General features: G+C 69.7%; 19 protein-coding genes and 5 pseudogenes. 5 read left to right on the top strand and 19 right to left on the bottom strand.

Annotated elements, in window-relative coordinates:
* Positions 1–34: 34 nt before the first annotated feature.
* From OG386_RS42105 to OG386_RS42095, 3 genes and pseudogenes are all read right to left on the bottom strand, one after another.
* Complete coding sequence (locus tag OG386_RS42105; protein ID WP_328792590.1) at positions 35–1,294, bottom strand: MFS transporter; 1,260 nt, start codon at positions 1,292–1,294, stop codon at positions 35–37.
* Positions 1,295–1,344: 50 nt separating this feature from the next.
* Positions 1,345–2,103, bottom strand: coding sequence for a GntR family transcriptional regulator (locus OG386_RS42100; RefSeq protein ID WP_328792589.1), 759 nt, complete (start codon positions 2,101–2,103; stop codon positions 1,345–1,347).
* 373 nt (positions 2,104–2,476) lie between these two features.
* Positions 2,477–2,614 (bottom strand): annotated as a pseudogene (locus OG386_RS42095) (IS5/IS1182 family transposase); the annotation flags it as partial.
* A 208-nt stretch (positions 2,615–2,822) separates the two neighbouring features.
* Between OG386_RS42095 and OG386_RS42090 the strand changes: the two are divergent.
* Positions 2,823–3,278 (top strand): hypothetical protein, encoded by a 456-nt coding sequence (locus OG386_RS42090; RefSeq protein ID WP_328792588.1) that lies wholly within the window; start codon positions 2,823–2,825, stop codon positions 3,276–3,278.
* Between the two features lie 89 nt (positions 3,279–3,367).
* On the opposite strand, the pseudogene OG386_RS42085 reads toward OG386_RS42090, so the two are convergent.
* The 5 genes and pseudogenes from OG386_RS42085 to OG386_RS42065 form a co-directional block, all read right to left on the bottom strand.
* Positions 3,368–3,954 (bottom strand): annotated as a pseudogene (locus OG386_RS42085) (IS5 family transposase); the annotation flags it as partial.
* Between the two features lie 226 nt (positions 3,955–4,180).
* Positions 4,181–4,843 (bottom strand): hypothetical protein, encoded by a 663-nt coding sequence (locus OG386_RS42080; protein WP_328792587.1) that lies wholly within the window; start codon positions 4,841–4,843, stop codon positions 4,181–4,183.
* Positions 4,844–5,334: 491 nt separating this feature from the next.
* Entirely contained in the window at positions 5,335–5,889 is a 555-nt protein-coding gene (gene tpg / locus OG386_RS42075; RefSeq protein WP_328792586.1) for a telomere-protecting terminal protein Tpg, read from the bottom strand.
* Between the two features lie 99 nt (positions 5,890–5,988).
* Positions 5,989–8,088 carry a telomere-associated protein Tap gene (gene tap / locus OG386_RS42070; RefSeq protein ID WP_328792585.1) on the bottom strand — a complete coding sequence of 700 codons (2,100 nt, stop codon included), beginning with the start codon at positions 8,086–8,088 and terminating at the stop codon, positions 5,989–5,991.
* A gap of 162 nt (positions 8,089–8,250) precedes the next feature.
* Entirely contained in the window at positions 8,251–8,616 is a 366-nt protein-coding gene (locus OG386_RS42065) for a DoxX family protein (RefSeq protein ID WP_328792584.1), read from the bottom strand.
* A 60-nt stretch (positions 8,617–8,676) separates the two neighbouring features.
* On the opposite strand from OG386_RS42065, the gene OG386_RS42060 reads away from it, so the two are divergent.
* The gene (locus tag OG386_RS42060) at positions 8,677–9,558 is read left to right on the top strand and encodes a LysR family transcriptional regulator (protein ID WP_328792583.1); all 882 of its coding nucleotides are present in this window, start codon (positions 8,677–8,679) and stop codon (positions 9,556–9,558) included.
* Between the two features lie 278 nt (positions 9,559–9,836).
* Here OG386_RS42060 and OG386_RS42055 read toward each other — a convergent pair whose 3' ends face one another.
* Both OG386_RS42055 and OG386_RS42050 read right to left on the bottom strand, forming a co-directional pair.
* A complete protein-coding gene (locus tag OG386_RS42055) occupies positions 9,837–10,331 on the bottom strand; it encodes an NUDIX hydrolase (protein ID WP_328793543.1) in 495 nt (164 codons plus the stop codon).
* 60 nt (positions 10,332–10,391) lie between these two features.
* Positions 10,392–10,775 (bottom strand): annotated as a pseudogene (locus OG386_RS42050) (YunG family protein); the annotation flags it as partial.
* Between the two features lie 301 nt (positions 10,776–11,076).
* Between OG386_RS42050 and OG386_RS42045 the strand changes: the two are divergent.
* Positions 11,077–11,367, top strand: a pseudogene (locus OG386_RS42045) (IS110 family transposase); the annotation flags it as partial.
* A 494-nt stretch (positions 11,368–11,861) separates the two neighbouring features.
* On the opposite strand, the pseudogene OG386_RS42040 reads toward OG386_RS42045, so the two are convergent.
* The 5 genes and pseudogenes from OG386_RS42040 to OG386_RS42020 form a co-directional block, all read right to left on the bottom strand.
* Positions 11,862–12,087: pseudogene (locus tag OG386_RS42040) on the bottom strand (ATP-binding protein); the annotation flags it as partial.
* A 10-nt stretch (positions 12,088–12,097) separates the two neighbouring features.
* Positions 12,098–12,454, bottom strand: coding sequence for a Mu transposase domain-containing protein (locus tag OG386_RS42035; RefSeq protein WP_405786035.1), 357 nt, complete (start codon positions 12,452–12,454; stop codon positions 12,098–12,100).
* A 249-nt stretch (positions 12,455–12,703) separates the two neighbouring features.
* On the bottom strand, positions 12,704–13,891 hold the full coding sequence (locus OG386_RS42030) for a HEAT repeat domain-containing protein (protein WP_328792581.1): 1,188 nt from the start codon (positions 13,889–13,891) through the stop codon (positions 12,704–12,706).
* Positions 13,892–14,076: 185 nt separating this feature from the next.
* Positions 14,077–14,757, bottom strand: a complete 681-nt coding sequence (locus tag OG386_RS42025; RefSeq protein ID WP_328792580.1) for a DUF6308 family protein — start codon at positions 14,755–14,757, stop codon at positions 14,077–14,079.
* Positions 14,758–14,873: 116 nt separating this feature from the next.
* On the bottom strand, positions 14,874–15,860 hold the full coding sequence (locus OG386_RS42020) for a helix-turn-helix transcriptional regulator (protein ID WP_328792579.1): 987 nt from the start codon (positions 15,858–15,860) through the stop codon (positions 14,874–14,876).
* A gap of 257 nt (positions 15,861–16,117) precedes the next feature.
* Between OG386_RS42020 and OG386_RS42015 the strand changes: the two genes are divergently transcribed.
* Positions 16,118–18,859, top strand: coding sequence for a M4 family metallopeptidase (locus OG386_RS42015; protein ID WP_328792578.1), 2,742 nt, complete (start codon positions 16,118–16,120; stop codon positions 18,857–18,859).
* 98 nt (positions 18,860–18,957) lie between these two features.
* Here the strand turns inward: OG386_RS42015 and OG386_RS42010 are convergent, their stop codons facing one another.
* Positions 18,958–19,341, bottom strand: coding sequence for a hypothetical protein (locus tag OG386_RS42010; protein ID WP_266601713.1), 384 nt, complete (start codon positions 19,339–19,341; stop codon positions 18,958–18,960).
* Between the two features lie 71 nt (positions 19,342–19,412).
* Positions 19,413–20,270: a C40 family peptidase gene (locus OG386_RS42005; RefSeq protein WP_328792577.1), complete on the bottom strand. Its 858-nt coding sequence runs from the start codon at positions 20,268–20,270 to the stop codon at positions 19,413–19,415.
* A 925-nt stretch (positions 20,271–21,195) separates the two neighbouring features.
* Between OG386_RS42005 and OG386_RS42000 the strand changes: the two genes are divergently transcribed.
* A complete protein-coding gene (locus OG386_RS42000) occupies positions 21,196–21,942 on the top strand; it encodes a hypothetical protein (RefSeq protein WP_328792576.1) in 747 nt (248 codons plus the stop codon).
* Positions 21,943–22,049: 107 nt separating this feature from the next.
* On the opposite strand, the gene OG386_RS41995 is transcribed toward OG386_RS42000, so the two are convergent.
* Together OG386_RS41995 and OG386_RS41990 are read right to left on the bottom strand one after the other, a co-directional pair.
* On the bottom strand, positions 22,050–25,058 hold the full coding sequence (locus OG386_RS41995) for an SMC family ATPase (RefSeq protein ID WP_328792575.1): 3,009 nt from the start codon (positions 25,056–25,058) through the stop codon (positions 22,050–22,052).
* Positions 25,058–26,257, bottom strand: a complete 1,200-nt coding sequence (locus OG386_RS41990; RefSeq protein ID WP_328792574.1) for an exonuclease SbcCD subunit D — start codon at positions 26,255–26,257, stop codon at positions 25,058–25,060. The genes OG386_RS41995 and OG386_RS41990 overlap by 1 nt, the downstream gene beginning before the upstream one ends.
* Positions 26,258–26,286 lie beyond the last annotated feature (29 nt).

The raw sequence follows: 26,286 nt of genomic DNA, 5'->3' as shown, positions 1-26,286 counted from the left end.
CGAGCGGGTCGAGGAGGCCGACGGGGCTCGTGCCTCAGCGTGCGAGCTCGGGGGCCTTCTCCGCGGGCAGTGTTCGAAGCGTTCGAAGCGGTGAGAGGAAGCCCGGAAGGGCGCTCAGCGTCATACCGGCTGCACCGATCCACAGGGTGTCCGTTACTCCGAACACAGAGCCAGAGGCTCCGCCCAAAAGCCCACCGAGGGGAATGCCGCCGCAGGCAACGAACCGGGCTGTTGCGCTCGTCCGGGCCAGGAGTCGATCTGGCGTCAGGGCCTGTTGGATGCTCGATTGAGCCACCACGCGCACGACTCCACCCAGGGAAAGGGCCGCGAGTCCGAGCGCAGCCACGTGCACGCTCCAACCCGTGCGTGCGAACGGCATGAGGACGGTCAACGGACAGGTGGCGAGTGGCGCGAGCCAGATGACCGGACCTTGCCCGACCCACTTCGAGGCTCTGGTTGCCAACAGGGCACCCAGCAAGGCGCCGCATCCCATTCCCGACAGAACGAGGCCGATGCCGGAGGACTGGAGGCCCATCTCCCGCTCCAAAAAGACCAACAACATGGATTGGTACATGACCAGGGAGACGTTGAATATCGCATCCCCCAACACGATTGCGCGCAAGACGGGATGCTTGATGAGGAACTTCAGCCCCTCTTTGATCTCTCGACCCAGCTGATGGTTCCCGCTCGGCTCTGGCACCTGTTCGCGTTTCCGGATGGTGATCGCGAGCAACCCCGACATGGCCATCCCTGCCGAGCTCATCAGAAGCGTTGCAGGGGACCCTGCCAGGCCGACCAGTGGCCCGGCCAACGCCGGCCCGCCGATACTGGCTGCCGAGCGTATTGCTGACAGCTTTGAGTTTCCTTCCACGAGGTTGCCGCGCCCGACCAAGTGTGGGAGATAGCTGACGTACGCAACATCGAAGAAGACGGTCAACATTCCATGAACCAGGGCGACTGCGTAGAGCCACCAGATGGTGAGAAGGCCAGCCCACCACGCCACCGGTATCGTCAAGAGGACGAGCGCGCGAGCGAGATCAGTGCTGACCATCACCGATCGCTTCCGCATGCGGTCCACCCAGGCGCCTGCCGGCAACCCCACCAGTAACGATCCTGCCGTGGTCACCGCGGTCAGCACTCCGACCTGGAACTCATCGGCATGCAGTGCCGCGATGGCGACCAGCGGCAGGGCCAGGAAGATGACGCGGTCGCCCAGTTGGCCGAGCGCAGTCGCGGCGAACAATCGTCCGAAGTCCCGATCGTGCAAGAGGCCGAGCCGGAAAGGTTTTGACATTCCAATGCCCTACTGTCGAATGCGTGACGTCTCTCTGATGCCTTCAACGACTACGGGCGGTCGACTCCGAATTCGTAGACCACTTCGCGGCGCGCGTCCGGAATGACCATGTCGGCCGTTTCCACCGGACGTCCGTCCGTGTCGAAGATGGTCCGCTCGATCTGCAGCACGAGGTCTCCCACGCTGATCCCCAGGAGGTTCGCCTGCACCCGGGTGGCACGAGCAGGGCGTGGCACTTCGACCACGGTCGAGATGACCACGCCGATCGAGCGCATTCGCTCAACCACTCCCTTTCCCGCCAGGGGGCCCATCTCGGGCAGCACGATCGGCGTTCCGTCCGTGATGGCCATCGGCTCCCAGGATTCGGAGAGCTGGACGGGTTGCCCGTCGGCGAGGAACTCGTAGTGCGTATTGACGCAAAGGTTCCCGGGGCTGATGGCGAGCCGCTCGGCGATTGCCTCGGGGGCGGGTACGCGCACCTGGCTGTGTGAATCCCAGGCGTCGGCCCTGCCCCGCTCCTTCCTGTCCGGCCAGGGGCGGGAGCCCTCCCTACGTTCGTGGTGTCGCGAGCGGACCAACCGCAGGCGCTCTCGCGGCATGCGGACGTAGGTGCCCGATCCGGCACGCCCTTCGAGGAGACCGTCGATGATCAAACGGTCCACGGCCCTCTGCATGACGTTGCGTCCGACCCCGTACTCCACGGCGAGTCGCGCCCGGGACGGCAGGCGCTCCCCGATCTCCCACTCTCCCGCGAGAATCCGTGCGCGCAGCACGTCGGCCACTGCGAGGTACGGCGCCTCTCGGGGCATGGGCGATCCTCCGGTTGTCCTGTACTGCGGCATGCTGGTCGTTCCCAGGGGGCGTTTGGCAAGCTACTGCACCCGGTGAAAGCTGCTGGAGTAGCAATACGCTCGGCGCTCCTACGCCACGGAGGTTTCCGGCATCGTGGCCCTGATCGCCCGCCACGGAGCATGGCCGGGCACCGGGCACCGTCGCCGCGGGGGCTGGTCATGCCGCGGATGTCGAAGGGCGTGCAGGTCAGTGCGGGAACAGGACGTCGCCGTGCTCCCGGGCTCCCGGGCTCCCTCTTGACGCCCTCCGACGAGCGGTACCTACGGTTCAGCGTCGCCGCACTGGAGGAGCGCCAACTCTGCCAACTAGGGGCACGATTAAGAGGTCATCTCATTTGGCGAGTCTGGGGGAGCAGATTAGGGTGCAGGCGAGGAAGTGTTCGGCTTTGCGTTCGTAGCGGCGGTGGAGTCGACGGCAGTCGGCGAGCCAGGCCCTGGTGTATTCGATGGTCCAGCGGTGGCGGCCCACTCATGGCGGCTCCGAGAGCCGCACCGACAAATGGAGAGATCAGTCGTTGAGCATCGAAATCAGGCCAGGGTGGTCGCTGCGCGGTGCGGCGAGGTGCAACGTGGTTGACATACGACGCGCGGTCGATCGCCGAGGTGTCTCGGGTGTGAGGGCTCTGGCTATTGCGGTCGCCGTCACGTCGCTGTCGGTGCTGTCTGTGGGGTGTGGGGTGGACACCCCGCAACTCAACTACACGCCGGTGCGGATGGATCCCGACCCGGCGCGCACGAAGACGAGGGAGGTCTCCAGCCGCCTGCTGGAGATGGCCGGGGTCAAGGGCAGGGTCACGGAGTCCGGCATGAGCGGCACGCCATGCGACACGTACGCCGACGACCGTTTCGCCATGGACCACTCCTGGTCGCTGTACGGCCTGACCGGCGACCAGGTCGACACCGGCATGGAGACCCTGCGGCAGGCGCTTGGCGAGAATGGCTGGAAGATCATCAGGCAGGGCAAGACCAACAGCGTGGACCAGCACCCCGAGATCTACGCCGTGAACGAGACGGAGCACTTTTCGGTACAGGCCACCGCCCTCCAGGGCGGGGGGAAGGAGCCGATGCTCGCCTTCACCGTCCACTCCGCCTGCTACCGCGCGGCCTCCCCCTACGCCGCGAACCACGCGTGACGGTTCCTCGATGCCCAGCTGAGCGGCCCAATGGTCCGGCCTAGGAAGTCATCTCATTTGGCGAGTCGGCGGTAGCAGATGAGGGTGCAGGCGATGCGGTGTGTGATGCCGCGCTGACGTAACCATTTCCGCAGGTGGGCGTAGTCATAGCCCTTGTCTGCATGGAGCTTGCCGGGCTTGCGCCGTCGGCGTCCACGGCGGGAGCGGATGGGCGGTATGCCGCGGACGAGGGGTTCAAGTGCCTGGCTGTCGTGCACGTTCGCCCCTGAGATACCGACGGACAAGGGCAGACCGGTCCGCTCGGTGATCAAGTGGATCTTCGAGCCGTACTTGCCCCGGTCGACAGGATTCGGACCCGTCAGGTCCCCCTTTTCAGGGCCCGCATGTTCACCGAGTCGATCGCGCAGCGGGACCAGTCCAGCTCACCTTGGGCGCCGAGCTCGTCAAGGACGAGGCGGTGCAGCTTGGCCCAGACCCGTGCCTTCGTCCACTCGGTGAAACGCCGGTGGGCTGTCGCCCCCGACGGCCCGAACGACGCCTTCGGCAACTGCTGCCATGTGCAGCCCGATGTGGCCACGAACACGATCGCGGCCAGCACTTCCCGATCACTGTGCCGACGCCGGCCACCGCCCTGCGGCCGCGAAGGCGCCTCCGGCACCACCCGTTGGAACAACATCCACAACTCATCCGGCACCAGCCGCTCAACGATCCCCGCCACGGCCGCCAGCCTATCCAACTCACCAAATGAGATGACGTCTAAGGGCCTTCGGGGAGACGCGCGGGAGCACGTGGCCCCGCGGCCGACCGTGTCCTCGACCCCGGGAAGAGAAAGGTGGCCCGGCCCTCCCGAGTGGTCTCGGGAGGGCCGGGCCCGTGTCATGCGCGGTCGATCGCCGCCGTTCTCACCAAGGGCTCCGCACCCTGACGCCGAGGGCCCGGACGCGGTCCTGGGCCTGCGGGTCGAGCTTCAGCAGCAGGTCCTCGCCGACGACTCCGTCGCGCCGCCAAATGGTGCAGAGGGTCTCCAGGCCCGCTTCGGCGACCTCCGGCTCCGCGTCGGCCGAGGTCTGCACCAGGGCTTCGACGACCGGCCTGCCCTGCAGTCCCGCGACCGCCCGTGCCATCCGGGCCCGCTGCTCCGCCGGGACGGCCGGGTCGGCGAGCGAGCGCAGCACCTCCGCCGTGTCGCGGGCGTCCTGACAGGGCAGCACCCACACCAGGTACGCGAGCTGCGCGCCGAGCACGAACAGGTACTGCAGTGGCACGAGCAGGGCCACGGGCAGCAGCAGAACCAGGGGCAACACGATCAGCCAGCCGCCCCGGATCCGCGAGGGACCGCCGGTCGGCGGCTCGAACCGCCGACCGGCCAGCAGGACGAGTACGAACATGGTCACGACCGTCAGGAGCGGCACCACGATCAGCCCCGCACCCAGGCCCGCGCCGAACGACGACCAGAAGGGATCGTCGCCCAGAACGGGCAGCACCAGGGCCGCGGCCAGCCAGCCGAGAGCGGCGGTCATGACGTAGCGGTGTAGGCAAACCCACAGCCATCTTCCCGTACTCATGGCAGTTTCCTCATCTCAGCAGCTCTTCGCACAGGTGCCATTGACCCACGTCCGGTCGTCACGGTCCTTGCAGAACAAGCCGTCGAAACCGTCGGGGGGCCGCAGCCGCTGGTGTGGACCATGCTGTCGTGGGCGATCCACAGCGACTTCCGGTGCTTCTGGTACTGCACGACCTCCATGTCGGATACGCGTTGCCCGTGCGGCTCACGGACACGGAGTCCTTGGTGGGCGTGACGTTCCGCCAGTTGTCGACCGATCCGCCCCACATGACCGGGTGCACACCGTGCACCCTCACCTTCAGGGCCCCTCACGCCAGTACGGCACCGTGATCGCGCCCACCACCCGCACCTCGGGCCGTGACCCGCCGCCTCCCGCGCTTCCAACCCCTCGATCAACGGAATCTGAGCGGCTACCAAGGCGGCTGCAGCTACTGCCTCGACGCCATCTCCGCCATCGACTGACGGCTGCCGGTCCTGCCCTCGTGGTGCGGTTCAGAAGGAGACGTCGAAGTAGTCGATGTCGGTGAACTCGACCCGGAGCTGGTCGGCTCGGGTTCCGCCGTCCTTGAAGTAGATCTCCTGGAGTCCCTCGGCGACGATCGCCCGCAGTGCGCGGTCATCGGCGCCCCGGGCGCGGGCGTCGAACAGGCGCTGCGCGTACGCGGGTGGGAGGTGAACGGTCAGGCGGCGGACACGGCCGTCGTCGGTGGTGCCGACGGGTGCCGTGTAGCCGAACCGGGCCCGCGTCTCCACCGTGATCCCGGTGCTGGCGGCCGCCTGCTTGCGGCGGCGGCCGCGCACCACGGGCTGCCAGCGGGCGCGTACCGCTGCGTCGATACGGGCGGCGACAGGCTTGGGCGGGGTCCTCCGGTCCCCCTTGCGGTAACGCTCCACTGACCGCTGACTGACCCCGAGCTCCGCGGCGACGGCCTTGGTCGACTTCAGCTGTCTGAGCAGGAAGTTGATTCTGCCCTTCAAGGTCTTGGGCGGGGCCTTGGTGAAGGCCTCCTGGTCGGCTCGAACGATGGCGTCATCGATCTCTCCCACAGCGGTTCAGCTCCTCAACAGGGGTTCAGGTCGTGCAGCTTGAGCGGTCTGTCCGCCGTGGCCTCCGGCGACGCCGTTGCTGGGGGCCACGGTCCGGCCCTATTCGCCGTCGTCGAGGACGGCGTCGCCGCCCTTGATGTGGCGGGCGGGGTTGAGGCCCTTCTCCATCAGGTCGACCGCCCAGGACATTTCCTGGACGCCTTCGAGTTTGGCCAGGCCGGGGGTGGGGCCGAGGCGGAAACCGCCCATGATCGGCTTGCCCGAGGCGGCGTACGGGAGGAAGTCCAGCGGCGAGGGCCCGGGCGAGGGGTAGACGACGCAGTCGGAGAGGACCGCGAGGGGGTACAGCCCGGTCAGCTTCACCATGTTCGCGAGCTTGCGGTGCATGTTGACGCGGGCCTTGGAGATGACGGCGGCGCGGATGTCGGGGCGCCAGGTCGGGCGTTGCATGGCGGGCCACGGGTCGCCGTCGCGGTAGGTGCGGCCCTGGGGGCGTTCGCGGAGCTTGCCGATGCCGCCCTTGACCGTGGCCTTGACGGCCGCGAGGACGGCGGCCATGGCCGGGTCGGTCTGCTGGTGGACCTCCATCGCCGTCAGGAAGTCGGCGTCGGTGAGGTCGGCGGTGACTCCGAGGTCGGCGAGGGTGTCCACGTACGCGGTCTTCAGGCGGTCGTGCCACGGGTCCAGGTACGCGCCGGTCTCCCGGCGCAGGTAGGCCTCGATGGGGTGGACGTCGTGGCCGAGTTCCTGGGCGTAGGCGAGGGTGTGGGTCTGGTACCAGGCCGGGCCCGTCGGCCGGGTGCCGTCCGGGGTGAACGGGGAGGGCAGGCGGGGGTCGAGCCCGATGTGGGAGAGGTCGGCCAGCCAGGAGCCGGGAATCTTCTTGTTGAACACCGGCCGGTGGAAGTGGTCGGGGGCGGACAGGCCCACCATCAGGCGTGCGGACGCGGCGAGGAAGGCGGTGTTCAGGTCAAGGCCCACCGCGTACGGCAGCAGACACTCGGTGTCGGAGAGAAGGGCGGGGTCGCGGACCCACTGGTAGGCCTCCTCGTTCAGGAAACCCCCGTTCCAGCCTGACCGGACGACGACGGGGTGTTCGGCAATGGCCTCCGGCGGGGCCGGGTCCACCGGCTCCGACCCGAGGCTGCCGGGGTTGTAGCCCGACACCCAAGTCCCGTTCTCCTGCACGGCGCGCGTGGGCGGACGCAGGGCGGTCATCAGTTCCAGCCCGGACACGGCGGTGGAACCGCGCGGGGTGATGACCCGCCGCGCGTAGACGCCCAGGACACGGGCGATGTCGGCGGGGTTCATGTCGGCGACGCCGGGCCAGGCCCGGGCATCGAGGGCGTCCCAGGACAGCATCGCGAGCTGCACGCACTGACGTGTGCTGCCTTCGGTCTTGCGGTAGACGCGCGCCCACGGACCGAAACCGCGCTGCGTGAGCTGCCACTTCGCCTTCGCGATCTGCTTGACGACCGGGTGGTCCTCCGCCAGTCGCAGGGAGCGGCGCTCCTCACGGCCCTCGAGGCGCTCCGGGAGTCCGAGCCGCACGGCGGCGGAGGCCGTGAGCACGATCAGCGGGTCGGAGTCCTTGCCGTTGCGGTTCAGGCGCGGGGCGCCGAGCCCGGACTCCTTCAACGTCCACTCCACCAACTCCGTGATGGTGGTGGCGGGGCAGTCCAGCACGATCCCGTCGACGGCGTACGCGCTGCCGTCACCGTCGAGGACGGCGAGCGGGCCGTGTGGGAAACGGGGATCGGCGGGGGTTGCGGGGGCAGGCGTGGCGGGCCGGGCGGCCTTCTTCGCCGCGGGTCGCTGCGAGGTGGCCGTCGGACGGACCACGGACTCGGCAACGCCGGGACTGCTGAGCGCGGCTGACGGGGCGGCCGGTACGGAGACGGCCGGGGCGGGGGCAGCGGCCGGTGTGGCGGGCATCGGCGTGCTCGGGTTGGCGGGGTGCTGGGCGGCCCAGCCGTCCAGCAGCCGCTGATATGCCTGACGGCGCGGCGGCCTCGGTTCGGACCGTCCCGCTTCCCAGTTCTTCACCGACTGGGTCGTCGACTGCAGGACTTGGGCGAGTCGGGCCTGCGTGATACCGGCCGCTTCGCGCAGCCGGGCCCGCTCCGCCGGCGGTGGCATCTCGGGCTCACCCGTCAGCAGGGCATCCACGGCCGCGAACAGCTCATCCTCGGTTGGCATATACCGAAACTAGCACACCTTAACCTTGGATTCCCGATTTCATTATCCTTGGAATTAACCTTGTGAGGTTGTTCGGTTTACACTCGCCTGCTCCGGGCCCGGGCCGGTGACCTGTCGCAGCGACGGCTGAGTGTTCTCATCGAACACTGAGTGGTGCCGCCTTCAAGAGGACACGGTCAATGCCAGCGAGGCGACGGCAGTGGCGAGGTAGAAGCCGGGAAACGCGAGGTTGTAGAGCACACGGGCGCGCAGATGGAAGGCGAGCGCGCCCAGGTAGAGCAGGACGAGACCGCAGGCCGCGGCGGCGCCGAGGAGGCGCGGTGCGACGTCGAAGAGGCTGAGGAGGAGGCCCGCCGCACCAGCCAGTTTGAGGGCGGCCAGCCAGGGTAGCCAGGATTGGGGAACGCCCACCTCCGCGGAGTTGACCAGCACGAAGCGCGCCCCGGCGAGGTCGGCGGCGGCGATACCGACGTTGGCGGCGGCGGTGAGCAGGGTGACGGCGAGGAGCACGAGCTGGGTACCGGTCATGTCTTCAGGGTCCGCGGGCACTTCGGCACCGTCCAATACCTGCTTCTATAACCTGGTGGCATGGACCTGGACACGCGCCTGCTTCGGTACTTCGCCGCAGTGGCGGAGGAGGGCAGTCTGACGGGGGCAGCGGAGAGGCTGTTCGTCTCGCAGCCTGCGCTGACCAAGCAGATCCGGCGCCTCGAGGACGGTCTTGGGGTACGGCTCTTCGCGCGTTCACGGTCGGGGATGGCGCTGACCGAGGCTGGCCGTGAGCTCGCCTCGCGGGTGCCCGCACTGTTGGACGGCTGGGACGAGGCGGTGCGGGCAACCGGCCGGGCGGCGCGGGTGCTGCGCCTGGGCTTCCTGGACGCGGGCGCGGTGGGTGCCGTACCTGAGGTCATCGCCGAGTTCCGCCGGGCGCAGCCGCAGTGGCGGGTGGAACTGCGGCAGTTCGACTGGTCGGATCCGACTGCCGGCCTGGCTCGGGGGGAGGTGGATGCGGCAGTGGTGCGCTTGCCGTTTCCGGGGCAGGAGATGTTGACGGTGCGAGAGTTGTTCGTTGAGGAGCGTGGGGTGCTGCTACCAGCTCGGCATCCGCTGGCGAACAGCGAGACGGTGGAGTTCCGGGAGCTGTCGGACGAGCCGTTCGTCGCGGCCGGAGCCGAGACCGGAGCCTGGAGGGAGCACTGGCTGGCCACGGAGGAGCGGGACGGGCACCCCGTCCGGGTCGGGGCGGTCACCAGCCGTCCCGACGAGTGGCTCGGGGCGGTGGCTGGCGGCTGCGTGGCCCTGGCCCCGGCGTCGGTGCCCCGTTTCTACTCCCACCCGGACGTGGTGTTCCGTCCAGTCTCCGGGGTCTCGCCCAGCCGGGTGGGGTTGGCCCGGCCTCGGGGGCGGACGCACGGGGCGGCACTGGATGTGCTGCTGGAGGCCATCGCGCAACGGTTGAGCCGGAGTTGACGACGGGGCCGACAGACTGCCGGCGCGCTGCGCGGCCACATCGGCACTACTCCCGGCGACGGCCGCGTTGAACGGCTCGCCCACCAGGGGGTACACGCGGCGACCGCCTCGGCCGGGTGCGCATGGGCCATGAACCTCTAGCCGCACCGACCCGATGGCGCTCGACGTTCGATGAGAACACTCGACCCTCGCTGCGACAGGTCAGCCCGGATGATCTCTCGCAGCGAGTGGTCCCCCATCGAGGGTCTGTGGTGGCAAAGCGAGGAGGACCGAGGCGATCAGACGATTCTCCGCTCCACGGCGGAGAAGTAGTGACTCAGAACGTCGTGGGTATCCGGAGTGAACAGGTTCTCCCGCATCGACTTGAGGAGCTCTGACTCCGACAGCCAGCCGTGCCACATCACTTCGTCCGGGTCAGGACACGGGTTGTCGTGCAGGACAGCCTCGTGCACCGCGAGCCAATGGGGGCTGAGCCCGCTACGGTTCAGGAACTTCGCGATGAACCGGACCGGCGCTCGAACACCCAGCTCCTCGGCCAGTTCGCGCGATGCGGCTTCCTCATAGGACTCGCTCGGGGCAACGGCACCGCCCGACCCCACCTCGTAGTGTCCCGGGAACCGATCGACGTGCTCGGATCGGCGGTGCACGAGGATCCGGCCTTCCCGATCCCGGCATACCGTCACGGCAATCCGATGCAACCAGCCACGGCGAACGGCCTCGCCCCGGCCGACCACGGCCAAGACCTGGTCCTGCTCGTCCACACGCTCGACCATCTCGTCCACGAGCTCCACACATGGCTGCCGAGGCACGGCCACGGAGGCTGACGCCTGCTGCCGATTGAGCTTCTCCAAGACCCGGTCGCGGAGAAGCTCATACTCCTCACGGAGCCTGCGCCACTCGTTCACCGGCGGACGGGGGATGACAACGCCGCCCATGACAGTCTCCTCGGGCCCGAACTGCTCGCGGGTGAGATCGACCTCAATGCCCGTACTCAGGCGGTTCCACCAGTGGAAGTCCACACGCTCTCCGTTGGCGTGGACCTCCCCGCGGATCAGCTCGCCTCCCAGCAGGTCATTGAGCACCATGGCGGTCACCCCGCACTGGTCCCGAGCCGGATTGTCCTCGGTCCAGCGCAATCGGAACTCAGGCGTGCATGTCTCGGCACTCCAGCTGCTGCGAACGGCTCGTTCGATGTCGGAAAGAAGCAACGGCGTCATGCCCGTGATCCTGCCTGCAAGCACTGACATCGGTCTGCGGCGCTGCCGCGCAGGGACATCCGCTCGATCCTTCCCTACCTTGTCTGCGGGACAGGGCGAGCCCTTCGTATGGTTCTCCCACCCAGGGCGTCGGGCATGGTTTTCAACCTTCTGCCGGTCGTGGCAACCACCGATCGGCCGTCCGACACCCCACGACGACTCGGCTGCCAATCAGGAATTGCGAATGATCGCTCCGTGGGGAATCGACAGCGAGGTCGTCCGTCGGGAGGCACCAGCACACCCCACCGCACGGAGGCACCACATGGCCGCGATCTGGGCCGGCATCGACGCAGGCAAGAACCGTCATCACTGCGTCGCGATCGACGAGAGCGGCCACCGGCTGCTGTCCCGGCGAGTCGCCAACGACGAACCCGAGGTTCTTGAACTCCTCACCGACGTCCTGGCCCTGGGCGACGAGGTGGCCTTGAGGATCGACCTGGCCGACGGCGGAACCGCCCTGGCCATCGCGATCCGCCTCAGCCACGACCAGCCCGTGAACTACATCTCCGGCCGCACCGTCCACCGCGCCTCCGAGAGCTACCGCGGCGAGGGCTGTCGGCGTACTCCTCTGAGTGCTCCGCCGAGTACGGAGATACGTGCACCAGGTCGGAGCCTATTCTCGTAGGGTCTGCCCGTGGGTTTGAACGCCGTAGGAGGGGGTCCTTTGGAGGAGAGTGAGGCGAGGCGCCTTGCGGAGGAGTTCGGTCGTGGCTTGACCGAGCGGTGGGACGAGTGGGCCTTTGAGCTCGGCCTGTGGGCGACTCCGGCCGTCACGGGCATGTTCGGCTTCACCTGGCACCCCACCGCGAAGGACGAGGACGGGCGTCCGATCCGAGTGGGCGGAAACTGGCCCATCCTTGTCGATCAGGACACCGGAGCATGCCGACTCGTGGAGGGGGCGAACGAGTTCTCGACTCTCAGGGGAACGTCGGGGGCTCGCAGTTCCCGTCGAGGCACCGCACGTAGAGGCACTTCGCCCAGGTAGATCCGGGACGCCGGCCTGCTGTCAGGCCGAGTCGTGCCGGTCTCGCTCGATGGCGGCAAGTCCCCCGGCGGCCCGAGCAGGGCCGCGTTGGCCTTGGTCTCGACGAACGAGAGGGTGGCGAGGTCTTTGACCTTGCGGGGGTCGAGCTCGGGCCGGAACGAGAAGTCGTAGTCATCGAGCATTCCGCGGTGCGGCAGCTTCGACAGTCGCAGGCCCAGGCGGAATCGGCGGTCGTCACGGACGGCGAGTTTCTTCGGAGAGGACCAGGTCGATGAAGGGGCGGGTTCCGGTCAGCTCGTCATAGACCGACAACGGCCGTCGGCCGACCTCGACCTGGGTGGCCGCGGCCCGGGTTCAGCAAGGCCAGCAGCGATCCCGTCTCCGACCCGCTGTTCTGCCCGCGGGGTGCGGGCAGGTCTCCGCCCGCCGTGACGCGGCGGCCGGCTCCGGTGGGCAGACCGTCCCAGTGCCGTCCGTCCACGACGCGGGCGCCGCGGCCAACCGCCCGCGGGTGGGTGGCCAGCCGGGCCTCTCCCTGGCAGTCGGGTGTGGTGGCATGCAGGGTGACCTGGGACTTCGTGGCTCTGATCTCGACCAGCTGCCGCGGGCGGATCCGTAGAACCGGCACCGAGTAGAGGTTCGCTTCGAAGGCCACGAGGCAGCCTGTGCCAACGTAGCGGAGGTGCCGCTGGGCGAGCCAGGTGTCGAGCCCCCGCGCTCCCCTTCGCGAGGCGCACCAGCCGGGGCAAGGCGGCGATGCCTGCGAGCGATACGAGATCACGCCCCGAGATCAGCCGGTGTCCCGGCTCCGTCCACTCCTGGCTGTGCCCAGTCCACCACCTCGGCATCGAATCCTCCCGCGGGCTTCGAGTCGACCCGAACGGATCAGCCGACGGCCGTGTGATCAGAGCAGGGCCCGGACGGCGTCGCGCCGCTCCGGCAGGCCGGCTTCCCTGAGCCAGCGGAGCTTGTTGCCCGTGTTCCCCCAGCATTCTTCATGGGCGGTGACGGCTTCCAGAAGCTCGCGTTGGCCCACCGCCAGCGGCTGGCCAGGGTTGTAGCCGTTGGGGAACGCTTTGACGAGCAGCGGACCCCAGTCGCGGTCGACGGTGTAGTCGCTGGCGAGCGGTATCAGGGCCATGGCCGCCGGGGCCAGGTCCTCGAAGGCGTCGACACGGTCGAGGACGGCCTCCAGGAGGGTGAAGCGGAGCCAGCCGTCGACCTGAGGGAGGGGGTCGGGGAACCAGTGGTCTACCTCGATCGGGTTCTGCAGGGCTTCGAGCAGGACGGCAGTGGCTCGGGGCACGTGCGCACAGCCGGAGGCCAGAGCGGCGCACGCCCGCACGGCCGGATCAGGGTCGTTGAGGAAGTCGGTGGTGTCCTGGCCCCAGGCGCCCATCGCCAGGGCTGCGGACGCGCGTTCTCGTCGGCTGCCGTCAGCTGCGAGAACGCTCCGCAGGCGGTGGGCGGCGCGGGGGACGAACTCGGCGAGGTCGGGTGCCTTCAGAAGCAGGGTGACCGCTCCGAGGGCGGCCTCTCGGGTATCCGGATGCGGATCGTCGAGGATCGGTTCGACCGCATCGTAGAGCTCGGGACGGATGCTCCGGCACGCGCGGATCGCTTCGCGCTCGCCTTCGTCCTCGTCCTCGCCGTCGTACTGATCCCCGTCCTCATCCCCGTACTCGCCCTCGCTGCCCGGCTCCTCGCCGTAGGCGGCCGAGTCGACGATCTGGCCGAGCCAGTCCAGTAGTGCGGCCCGCAGGGGACGCGTCCGGTCGTCCCAGGGGAAGAAGCTCTCGTGCTCGGCCAAAGTCTGGGGGTGCGTCAGGATCGCTGCCACGAACCGTGCGACCGGCGGGGTGGAGCTGTACAGGGACCCTTGGTGCAGCACGGACATGTCGAGCATGCCCAGCGCCTCGGCCTGCACCTCGGGATCTTCGTCCAGGAGTTGGCACAAGTACGCCGGAGTGTCCTCAGCGCTCCCGTACGCATGCTGCAAGGCGTCCCATTGGGTTGCCATGAGCAGCTCTCTGGCCGCCGGAGGCAGTCCGGCCCAGATGGGGGTGCCACGTTCCTCGTCTCGATTCGTCACGTGCACACCCTGCCGAACAGCACTGACAACCCGCTGCACCAGCGTGCCGGTGATCGCTTCGGTGGTGTCCCGTCTGCTGGCGTCGGGTGTGTCAGGCCCATGGGGCGATGCGGACCTCGGGATCCGCACACGTTGCACGGACGCCGTGCTTCCCCCGCCGCACTGCTGGCCGGCGCGTGGCCGGGTCAGCGCGGGCAGGCGTGGCCCTCCGCCCGGTGCCCCATCCACACCACCACATCGCACACCCGCAGCGCACTCACCGTCTCCGCCACCCCCGCGGCTGTGCGCAGCGCGAGCAACTGGCGGTGCAGGGCGTGGTCGTCCGCACGCAGTGCGGCGTGCAGCGCAAGCCAGTACGAGGGGTGCGGGCGCCCCAGGGCGCAGCGCACGACCCTGTCGTAGACCGGCAGCAGCTGTGGACGCTTCCGGGCGAGGAGTTTGCCCGCGATCACCCAGCCGACATCGTGCTGGTCACGGAGGGCCTGCCAGGCTCGGGCCGCCGGCGAGCCGTCGGACAGGACGGCGGCCGCGGCATCGGCCATGTCGATGCCGCGGGGAACGGCCTGCAGCAGATCGGACAGCCGCGCTCCGAGAGGGCCCTCCAGTACGTCCAGTGCGACGGGCGCCGGAACGGTCACCGACAGGGTTTGCACCGCGACGAGGTCCTCCGCGGTGATCCGGTCGGCGATGTCCGGGCGGTCTCCCCCGCCCGCTAGGTGCTCGAACCGGCTGCCGGTGTACGCAGGGGTGCCGGAGGGCTGGCTGATCCCGAAGTAGCGCTGGAGGTCCCCGCGTGCCCGGGGATCGGTGACGAAGGTGTTCAGCCGTTCGGTGAAGGGCTCTATGAGAGCGGCCGAAGAAGGCATGGGGGCTCCGTCCTGACGGGGGTTGGCCCGGCAGCGGAGTGCGGGCCGTAGCAGTATGACGACTGCTCGTACGTGCGCGCAGCGGTACCGGGCCGGTCCGTTCGCGTCCTTGTGGGTCAGCCGTTCGCCATCGCGGTCGGCCCGGGGCCGCTGGACGTGGTGAAGTGCTCTCCGGCCGGGTCGGGGTGCGGGGGGAGCCAGCCGCGGATGGCGGCCTGGACGCCTGCTTGGAAGCGGGTGTCGGCATCGAGTTCCTCCAGCATGCGGGTGATCCGGCGGCGGGCGGTGTGCACGTGCACGCCGAGCCGGCGTGCGATGGTTTCGTCCTTCAGTCCGGAGGCGAGCAGCCCGAGGAGTTCCCGTTGGTCCGCGGTGAGGGGGCCGCCGGGGTTGCCGAGGGGGGTGGCGCGCACCCACAGGGATTCGAACAGCGGCAGGGCGGCCCGGTGCAGCAGGCGGTCGCCGATCACCAGGGCCGCTCCGTCGCCTCCTTCGTCGTTGCCGGGCGGCGGGGGTAGCAGGCAGGTGCGTCGGTCTACGAGGACCAGGGCGGTGGGCAAGCTCTGTCCGATGCGGGCCTGGAGGCCCAGTCCGGTGAGGGCGATCAGCTCTTGTGCCCGGTCGGGGAAGTCGGTGCCGCGCCGGTCGGTGACCGTCCGTACGGCGACGCCGCGCGCCAGCAGGCGGCGGATGCGGTCCGCGCTCGCTTCCCCGGTACTGCCGGTCGCCCCGGTGCTGCCGGTCGCCCCGGTGCTGCCGGGCGGCGAGGACGCCCGCGTGGCGCGGTCGAGGATCAGGACCTCCGTCTCGGCGGCTTCGAGCATGGTGTCGAGGCGGGCCCCGGCCGCTTCGGTGCCGGTGAGGATCTCGATGCCGGCCGGCGGGCCGGGGGTTCTCGCTGGCTGCGGGGGCAGCCGGTGGGCCAGCCGGTCGGCGTAGGAGCGCAGGGACTTCAGGTCCGCCGACTCCTGGTGCAGGAGGGCCTGTCGGCGCTGGATCAGTACGTGCAGTACGGCGGCCGGGTCGGCGGCCGTGTGGATCACCGCCCTGCTGTCGTCCTGCGTGCGGGCCGGAGTCCGGTCGTGCGGGTCGGTTTCGATCATGCGGGGGATTTTGACCGCCTTCACAGAGCCCCCACAAGTGTGCATGGCCACTTCTGAGGGGGGTTCGGGTCTGGTCGGGAACCGCCCGCGGCGCTTGTATGGCGGCGACTCACAGCAACGCACCAGGCACTCATGGTTGAGGAGACCTCTTGCCCAAGTACAGCGCAGGTTCGTCGGCGCCCACCCCCGCCGCACGACGGATATGGCGGAAAGAGCTCCGCTCCGCCGGAGGAATAGCGGTTCTGCTGGCCGCTGCAATGACCTTGCAGGCGTCGCCGGCGTGGGCCGCGGACTCCGGCCCTTCGAACGCCCTTCCCGGCCAGGACACCGCGACCCCGGTGCTCGTCGAGGGCATACGGGAGCCGGTGGACGCCAAGGCCGCCCCGGCCGACGCGGCACGGCAGCACCTCGCCGCGAACAAGAGCCGCTACAAGATCCCGCGGGCCGGCAGCGACCTCGTCCCCCTGGCGGCGACGGCCACCGGGTCCAAGGACGAGACGGTCCGGCTGCAACAGAAGCACCGCGGTGTCGACGTCCTGGGCGGCCAGTACGTCGTGCGCATGCAGAAGCAGGACGGCAAGCGCGTGGTCACCGGCACCTCGGGGCACTACTTCACCGCCTTGAGCACCGACGTCACCCCCCAGGTCAGCGAGGACGTCGCGGTCCGCCGTGCGGTGGCCGCCACGGCCCGCCGGCTGGGAGCGGCCCTGGACAAGAACCGGGCGCCGCAGTCCGAGTCCGGTGATCCGGCGGCCACCGGCATGACCGGTGACGCGAAGGGGCTCGTCGTCCTGCCCAAGGGCGGCGGTGTCCTCGCCTACCGCGTCACCGTGCGGGGTACCGCACCCGGCACCGGGGCACCGGTGGTGGACGAGGTGTACGTGGACGCCCGTTCTGGCTATCCGGCGCTCCAGTACAGCGCGTTGAAGACGATGGCGCCTCCCGCGGCCCGGACGGCCGGTGAGGCCGCCGACGGCCCGACGGCGGGCGGCCCGCCGGCCACTCCGTCGAACCTGGTCCCCGAGACCGGGTCCGGGGCCCGGCTGAGCGGCGCCGCGACCTCGCTGGACATCGCCTACGACCCGGCGGCCGGCAGCTACCTGCTCGCGGACGCGGGCCGCATGCGCGCCTCCAGCAAGAGCCTGCTGGGCACGTGGGACGCACGCGGCAAGTCGGTGTCGGAGACCTCGGGCACGTGGCCCTCCGGCATCACCATGTTCTCCTCTCCGAACACCGCTTTCGGCGCCGCGGCAACGGACTCAGGAGCCGTGGACGCCCACTGGAACGCGGGCCAGGTCTACGACTTCTACAAGAAGAACTTCGGGCGCGACAGCCTCGACGGGAGCGGCGGGGCCGTCAATTCCCTGGTCGGCGTGACGTACTACGGCCTGCCCTACGCCAACGCGTTCTGGGACGGCACGAAGATGGTCTACGGCAACGGGGACGCGGAGTTCAAGCCGATGTCGGCCGATACGGACGTCGTCGGCCACGAGATGACCCACGGGGTCATCGAGCACACGGCGAACCTGGTCTACGCGGGCCAGTCCGGCGCCCTGAACGAGGCCCTGGCCGACTACTTCGGCAACGCGATCGACGTCACCGCGAGCGGGACGCCGATGAGCGATCCGACCGCCGGCCTGATCGGCGAGAACCTGTGCCGCACCAAGGCGGCCGCCGACTGCGCCCTGCGCGACCTCAACGACGGGGCCACCACCTCGAAGAGCTTCCTGGGCGTGTCGTTCGCCACCGACAACGGCGGCGTGCACCTGAACTCGACGATCTTCTCCGGCGCGCTGTGGGACATGCGCGAGGACCTGGGCGGCGCCCTGGCCGACAAGATCGTGTACAAGGCCGTCACCGAGTACATGACGCCGCTCGACGGGTTCACCGAGGCCCGGGGCGCGGTGCTCGCGGCGGCCAAGGCGCTGGGCGCGACCTCCGCCCAGCAGAACACGGTCAAGCGGTCGTTCAACGCCCACGGCATCGTCCCGGACTGGGAGCAGGCCCTGGGCATCGACACCGACACCCTCTTCGGGAAGCTGAACACCACCGATTCCGGAGTGGGTGCGGGCGGTGGCTGGTGGACGGCCTCCAAGTCCAATGACGACGGATCCGAGCCCTACTCGGTCTACGCCGGCCGCCTGGACGGCAAGGGCGCCCCGAAGGTGATCAGCCCCAACGACGGCCGCTACCACACCGCCCCGGCGACCGACGGCAAGACCGTGGTGTGGACGGCGTACGGCCCGACCTCGGTCGACGTCCTGACCCGTCCCGTGGCGGGCGGCCCGATCAAGACCCTGTACAGCTCGGCGACGGGCGTCGCGGGTCTGCGTGTGGAGAAGAACACGGTCGTGTTCGAGGAGTACGACATCTTCGGCGGCCGGCACGTCGGCTACATGCGGCCCACCGACAAGGCCCCGGTCTTCACCGACGGGCGGAAGTGGAACACGCTGACCGCCCTGCCTTCCATCAGCGACAACAAGATCGCCTACGCGAAGCTGTACCCGCAGAACGGTTCCTACCGGCTGGGCGTGGAGGTCGTCGACCTCGCCACCGGCAACGCCGTCATGACCGAGCAGCTCGACGAGCCGGTGAGCCTCGGCCAGACCGGAATCAACGGCAAGAACGTGTTCTGGCTGGCGGACACCGACGAGAGCGACGGCGGTCTGATGTCGGTCATCAGCTCCGGCCTGGACGGCCGCGGCACCTACATCGTCAGCAGCGAGCACAAGCCGGGCGCCTTCATCGCCTCCGACCTGACGGTCTCGCAGGACGCGCTGACCCTGGTAGCGCAGACGCCCGACACCCGGTACCGCAACGAGTCCCTGCCCAAGCTGTGGCAGCTGACCACCGACGGTTCACGTCGCGAGCGGGTCTCCTGCAACCGCGGTGAGCAGAGCTACCCGGCGGCCGGCGCGGGCCGTCAGGTCGCCTGGCTGGACGCGACCACCGGCTCCACCGATCTGGTGGTCCGGGAGCGGCCGGCCGGGACCTGCTGATCCCTGCCGATGAGTGAGGGGGCCGACGGCCGTGCCGTCGGCCCCCTCCGCGTGTCGCCGCCTCCTGGTGGGGAGGTGGCGGCACGCTCCTCAAGGTGTCAGCACTCGCGCAGGCCCGGGGCGGGGTCGACCGAGGTGTGGACGTCCACGGCCGCGACGTTGCCCCACTGGCCGTTGTCCAGCTGGGTCCAGTACCAGACGTTGTTGCCGCCGGCGTGCTGGTCACCGCGGCCCCAGCACTGGAACCAGCTGGGGCTCGTGTTCAGCGGCCCCCGCACCGCGGAGTCGTAGCGGCGGTGCTCGTAGCCCTTGGCGCCCACCCGGTTGCCGCACCACAGCTTGCCGTCGGCGCGCACGCCGCATTCGGCGGCCGCGCTCGTCCCGGTGGCGGACGTCGCCTGGGCGGGGCCGGTCACGGTGGCCATGGCGCCCGCGAGTGCGACGGTGGCGAAGCCCAGGGCGATCTTCCTGCCTGCGTACATGCTTCCTCCTCGGAAGGGCTCCCTCGGGAGCCGGGTGACGGTTGTGCGTGATCGGTGCTGGTGGCTGCTGCTCAGGGGCAGGTGGGTACGCCGTCCAGCCAGGCGGCACCCTTGATGTAGATGTTGGTGATCCACGCCCGGTACTCGGGCAGGTAGGACCAGGCGTCGTTGGTGTAGCCCTCCGCCGTCACCGATTGGGCGTGCTTCTGGCACTCGATGCGCACGGTGGTCGGGCCGGGGAACCGGTGTACCCCCGGGCTGCCGGTGGACGGTTCCTCGTGGGTCCACACGTCCGTGCCCCAGGTGCTGAACGTGCCGGGTGCTGCGGCCGGTGCGATGCGGACCGCTCCCGCGTAGTCCCCGCCCAGCCGTACGTCGCTGACGGTGATCCGGGTGCCCGATTCCCGGGCCTCGACCATCTTCCCCTCGCCCAGGTAGATCGCGATGTGGTGGATGGCGCCCCCCGAACCCCAGGCCAGGAGGTCCCCCGGGAGCAGCGGGGCGGTCCCTTGCACGGCGGTGAATCGCTGTTGTACCTGCGGTGAGTGGAACTGGTGGTAGGCGTTGCCGGGGAGCGGGTCGCCGCCGACCGCACGGTGGTAGGCGTAGCGGACCAGACCCGAGCAGTCGAAGCCGAGCCGCTCGGGGTCGTGTGCGCTGTCCGGGTCGCTCGGGTCGACCTGACCGTACGTCGGCCCCGGCTGTTGCCCGTGGCCGCCGCCCCAGGTGTACCAGACACCGATCTGTCCGCACGCCGCTCCTACGGCCTGCTCGGCCGCCGTGGAGGCCCCGGGGGCGAGCACGCCGCACGCCTCCGCCGTCTCCGCCCTCTTCGGTGCTGCGGCCGCCGTGGTGTCGTGGGCCCCTCCCCAGGTGGCGAGGAGGGTGAGCACCGCCACCGCCGCCACTGCTGTTCTCCGCATCGCCATGTCTGGTCCCCCTGTCCGTGCCACGCGGTGTCCACGCGGGGCGTTGTGTTCGTCTTGGTGTTCGCGGCGTGCTCATCGTGCTCGTCTTACGGAGCACGGACCGGCCGCCCGTCGGGCACTTCGAGACTGTGCCCCGCCGCCCCTGCGTGTCGAGGAGGCGCGGGTCGCCCACTGCAACGGGAAACGGGAAACCCTCGGGAAACCCCCTCCCACCGGGCTCTTTGAGCATCCGTCAACAGGGGGCGCCCCGCGCGGTCTGCGCCGTACTGCGACCTCGTCGGGTGGGAAGCTGGGATACCCGGCCTCCGCCTCGCCTCCTCGTGGCGGCCCGGGCCGTCGAGGGCCATGGCCGTGGCGAGCTCGAGCCCTCCGGCGTCGCCAGCAAGCGGATCGGGATACACCTTGCCTGACTCGGCGGTACCTACACGGTCCCGTGTCAACGCCCGCAGGACGGCGTCGGCCTCCGCCCCAGCGGGTCGGCCCTCGTCGATCAGCACCCACGCGCGGAACATCCGGGCCTTCAACAGCAGCAGCCGGCCCGCGTGGTCAGCCGTTCCAGTTCGGTGATCAGGCCTTCGAGTTCAGCCAGCACCACCGCCCCCGCCCGTGCGTCCAGGAGGCCGCATCCCACATCCGTCTTCGCAACGTCATGGTCAGCGAGGGTACGGTCCCTCTCGAACTGGTCCCCGCCGGGTAGCGTCCCGGAGGGCATCGGGAAGCAGCCGCGGCGACGGTTCCCGGTGTGCCTTCTCCCGTACTGAAGGCGGGGGTTGCCGGCCGGGCCCCGACCGGATGGGGCTGTCGCGGGCAGGTGCGGGCGCCGCCCGCCCTGGGATGAGGTGGTGGGATACGCCAACCGGCTGCTGCCCGCGGCGAGTAACATCCCGCTCCAACGCACATCCCTCCAGAAGGAGCGTGGACTGCCGTGGCCAACGAGCCGGTCAACACCCCGATCCAAACCGAGTACGCGGAGCATCTGGCCGCCGCCCTCGCAGCCAACCAGGCCGAGCAGGCGACCCTCAGCACACGCCTGGGCAAGCTCCAGGGAGAGGAGAAGTGGCTCGCCGCAGCGCTGGCGGACACGCCGTCGGTCGTCAGCGCTGAGCCGACGCTGACGCCGGTACCGACGCCGGTGCCGGTGTCCGTCCAGCCCTCGAGCAGCGCTCCCCCGGTCCGCGACGGCGCGGATGCGGCGGCCGTGCCGCTGCCGAGGGCGGAGAAGGTGGCAGACGCCGCGGCGTCGGCGAAGAAGGCGCCTGCGGCCAGGAAGAGGGCCGCCAAGAAGGCCACTGCCAAGACGGCTGCGGCGACCCCTCCTGAGAAGACCGCGACCGCGAAGAAGGCGGCCGTCAAGAAGACCGCGGTGGCCGGGGCCGGGAAGACCGTGCAGGCGGGCCCCACGCTTGGCCGGCTTCTCAGTGACATCCTGTCCAAGCAGCCCGGCGAGCCCAAGAAGGTCAGCGAGATCCAGAGCGAGCTGGAGGAGGCGCACCCCGAGCGGGCAACGTCGGTTCAGACCATCCGCAACGCCCTGCAGCGGCTCGTTGAGAAGAACGGCCTCGAGAGGGACAACCGGCAGGGCCTGGTGCTCTACACCTGGCCCGTGCCCGAGGCCACCCCTGCGCCCGCGGGGGAGGTGAAGGGCGAGGAGCCCGCACCGGCCGCCGTCTGAGGGCGGCCGGCTCCCGGTCCGGGCGGGGCGGGACGCCCCGCCCCGTCTGGGGGCGTTCAAGGCCCCGGCCCCGTCCTGGTCCCGTCCGTCCGTCCGTGAGCGTCGGGCTATTCGGCTGCTTCGCTCAGGTGGGTGAGGGTGGAGCCGGTCGGGCTCTTGCGGACGTGGAGGCGTTGGGCGATGCGGCGGCGCAGTTCGGGGACGTGGCTGATGACGCCGACGGTGCGGTCGTGGGCGTGCAGGGAGTCCAGGACGTCGAGGACTTTGAGGAGGGTGTCTTCGTCGAGGGTGCCGAAGCCTTCGTCGATGAAGAGGGTGTCCAGGGGGTTGCCGCCGGCTTCGTGGGTGACGACGTCGGCCAGTCCCAGGGCGAGGGAGAGCGAGGCGAAGAAGGATTCGCCGCCGGAGAGGGTGTCGGTCTTGCGGGGGCGGCCGGTCCAGGAGTCGGTGATCTGGAGGCCGAGGCCGGAGCGTGCACCGCGGGCGGCTTGGTGGTCGGAGTGGGACAGGGTGTAGCGGCCTTCGGACATGATGTGCAGGCGGGTATTGGCGGCGGTGACGACTTCTTCGAGTCGGGCGGCCAGGACGTAGGCCTCCAGTTGCATGCGGATGCGGGCACTGGGTGAGTTGCCCGTGACGAGTTCGGCCAGGTGACGTGCGGTGCTGTGGGCCTGTTCGAGCGGGCCGAGGCGTTGCACGGCGGTCTCGAGTTCGGCGGCCAGGGCGGTGAGGTCCTGGTTGCGGGTGTGGGCGGCGCTGGCGGCAGCGGCTGCGGCGGCGTGCTGGTCGTCCGTGGCGGCCCGTGCGGCCGTGGCGGTGTCGAGGTCGGCGGGGGGCCGTGCGGCGGCCTGCTGCAGTGTCGGGTTATCCAGGACTGCGGTGTGTACGGCGCAGTCCTCGCGCCACTGGGTGATCTCTTCTTCGATGGCGCGTAGGTCTTCGTCGCTGAGGAGGGCCTGCTGGGCGAGCGTCAGGGTGTCGAAGCTCTGGGCCTTGGCGGCGGCAGTGGCCTCGTCGGTGCGGTGGGTGAGGGTCTGGACGGCGGCGGCGAGGCTGCGGGAGGCCTCGGCGGCTTCTTTGAGGCGGTTGGCGGTGCGGGTGAGTTCGTCGGCGCGGGCGGCGACGGTGGGGTGGGTACCACGGGCTGCGGTGAGTTTGCCGGTCAGCTCGGCGAGCTGCTGGCTGAGGGTGTCGTAGTCGGCGTTGCGGGCGGACAGGCCGGCCGTTGCGGTGTTGTGTTGCTCGGTCCGGGCCGTGTGCTCGGCGTCGAGCGTGCGGAGTTCTTCTTCGACGGTGCCCTGGTCGGCCGCGCGGTCGAGGGTTTCGGCCAGCTCGGCGTCGAGTGCGGAATGTTGGCTCTGCAGGTCGCTCAGCGGGGTCTCGCCCGCTTCTCCGGTAGCGGCGGCTGCCTGTTCGCGGAGGTCGTGCAGGGCGGCCGCGGCGGCTTCCTGTGCGGCCTTGGCCTGTTCGTGGACGGTTTCGGCGTCCTGTTCGTCCTGGCGTGTGGGCTGTCCGTCTTGGGGAGCTGCGGGGGCCGGATGGGTGCAGGATCCGCAGACCGGACAGGGGGCGCCGTCGGTGAGGGTGGCGGCGAGTTCGGCGGCCATGCCCTCGGTGCGCTGGCGGCGGATGGTGAGGTAGGTCTGGCCGGTCTGGGCTGTGGCCTCTTGTTCGTCTGCCAGGTGTTGTTCGGCCTTGGCGACTTGCCCGAGATGGGTGTCGCGGCGCTTGGCGGCTTCGATGCGGGCCTTGAGGCTGTTCAGGGCGTCGTGGTGGCGACGGCTTTCTTGTTCGGCCAGGCGGGCGGCGTCCCGTCGGACTTCGAGGGCGCGGCGCTGGTCGGGCTCTGCCTCGAGCCAGTCCTGGGAGGTGCGTTGCTGGGTGGTGAAGTCCTGTCGTTCGGCGTCGACGCGCTCCAGCTCTGCGGCCAGTCGGCGGACGGTGTCTTCTTCGGGGATGAGGGCGGTCAGGACGGCGGCTTCGGCCCGGGTGCGCTGCTCGGCGGTTTCCAGCTGACCGGCATCCAGGTCCGTGTGTTCGGGCAGCAGGTGTTCGCGGGCGCTGCGCTCGGCGCGCCGGGTGCGGGCGTGGTCGTCTGCGGCGGTGTCGGCGGCGTGTAGCTGTGGTGCTGCTCGTTGGGCGCGCCGGGCCTGGTCGCGGCGGTGGATCAGGGTGTCTTGGTGCGGTGCCTGTTCCTGGAGCAGGTCGAGTTGCTGCCGGGCACTGGCGTAGGTGGCTTGCTGCTGATGGAGTTCGCGTGCCGCGGCTTCGAGGATCTGCTGTTTGGTCAGGTTCTCCTTGGCCGTTGCGGCTGCTCGGAGTGTGTCGTCGTAGTGGATGTGGCTGGCGTGGAGGAGGTCCTGGGCCCAGGCTCGTGCGGGCTCGGTGAGGGTGTGGGGGTCCTCGGGGGCGGGCGCGGTGCGTTCGGTCGAGAGGACGCTGCCGGCGGCCTGGTGGATGCGTTCGGCCAGGCGTAGTACGTCGGCGCGGGCGGCGTCGCGGTTCTTCTCGGTGGTGCGGCTGTGGTCGTTGAGCCAGCGTTCGATGAAGGAGAAGCGGCCGGTGCGGAAGAGTTTGCCGAGGAGTTCGCGCCGGCCGTGGGCATCGGCGTGGAGGAACTTGGTGAACTCGTTCTGGGGTAGGAGGACGACCTGGCAGAACTGGTCCCGGCTCATGCCCAGGAGGTCGGTGATCTCGGCGGAGGCTTCCTGGTGGGATTTGCTGGATGCTTCCCAGCGGCCCTGACCGTGGGTGTCGGCGGCCCATTCGCTGAGGTGGGTCTCGGGCTTGTGGAGGGTCTCGCCTTCGCCGGAGCGCTTGGGGCGCATTTGGGCGGGGGTTCGGTGGATGCGCAGGCGGCGGCCCGCGAGGGTGACCTCCAGGGTGATTTCGGTCAGGAGGTCTGCGGGAGCGTGGTGGCTGCGCAGCAGTAGGTCGCGGTCGCCGGGGGGTTTGCCGTAGAGGGCGAAGCAGATGGCGGCGAAGATGGTGCTCTTGCCGGCGCCGGTGTCGCCGTGCAGGAGGAAGAGGCCGTCGGCGGACAGGGCGTCGAAGTCGATGGTGTGCGTGGTGGCGAAGGGGCCGAAGGCCTGCAGGCGCAGGTTGTGCAGGCGCATCAGACGGTTTCCTTGTGCTGTTCGTTCAGGCGGGAGGCTTCGACGGCTTGTTGGAGCAGGGCGTCTTCGTCCGGTGTGGGGGTGGTGCCGCGCATGTTGTGGATGAAGTCGCTGGCGATGTCGAGGTCGCTGCGGCCGCGGATGCGTTCGCTGTAGGTGGGGGTGGTCGTGTTCTGGGCGGGGATGCGGGCGGGCCTGTGCTTGAGGGTGGCGGTGTGGGGGAAGCGGCGGCGCAGACGGGCCATGGCCTCGAAGGGGAGGGCGGTGTCGGTGAGGGTGATCTCGAGCCAGGCGTCCTTGAGCGGCTCGTAGGTGGGGTGGGTCAGGAGGTCGTCGATGAAGCCGGTGATGCGTTCGAGACGGCGTGGGACGGGGCAGGGCTGGTGGGTGAGGGTGGGGGCGGTTCCTGGGGCGAGGTCGACCAGGGTGATCGATTTGGTGTGGTGGGCTTCGGAGAAGGAGTAGGCGAGGGGGGAGCCGCTGTAGTGGATGCGGTCGGTGATGCGCTGGGCACCGTGCAGGTGGCCGAGGGCCACGTAGTCGATGCCGTTGAAGATGTCGGCGCCTACGTGGGCGACGCCGCCGACGGTGATGTCGCGTTCGCTGGTGGATTCCTCGGTCGCTTCGCGTTCTTCGGGCTGTCCGGTGCCGGGGGTGACGAAGGCATGGGCGAGGACGACGGAGCGGGTGCCGGCCGGCTGGTTCTGGGCGAGGTCGGTGCGGATGCGGTCCAGGGCTGCGCTCAGCACGGCGTGGTGGGAGGTGGCTCCGGCTTCGAGTGGGGTGCGGGCCATCGACGGCTCGAGGTAGGGGATGCCGTAGATGGCGACGGGGCCGTCGGCGTCTTCCAGGAGGACGGGGGTGTGGCAGGTGGCCGGGTCGGTGCGCAGGTGGATTCCGGTACGTGCCAGGAGGCCGGATGCGACGCCGAGGCGGTGGGCGGAGTCGTGGTTTCCGCTGATCATGATGATCGGTACGTTCAGGTCCGCGAGCTCGTGCAGGGCGTGGCTGAACAGGCGTACGGCGTCGAGGCTGGGGATGGCTCGGTCGTAGACGTCGCCGGCCACCAAGATCGCGTCGATGTTCTGGGTGCGGGCGGTGTCGGTGAGGTGGTCGAGGAAGGTGCGCTGGGCGGGAGTCAGGTCTTCCGAATGGAATCGGCGTCCCAGGTGCCAATCGGATGTGTGGAGAAACCTCATGCGCATACACCTCGGCTTTGTCGCTCAGC

It is taken from the genome of Streptomyces sp. NBC_00273, assembly GCF_036178145.1.
Classification (GTDB): domain Bacteria; phylum Actinomycetota; class Actinomycetes; order Streptomycetales; family Streptomycetaceae; genus Streptomyces.
This window is presented reverse-complemented; position numbering and strand designations above follow the sequence as displayed.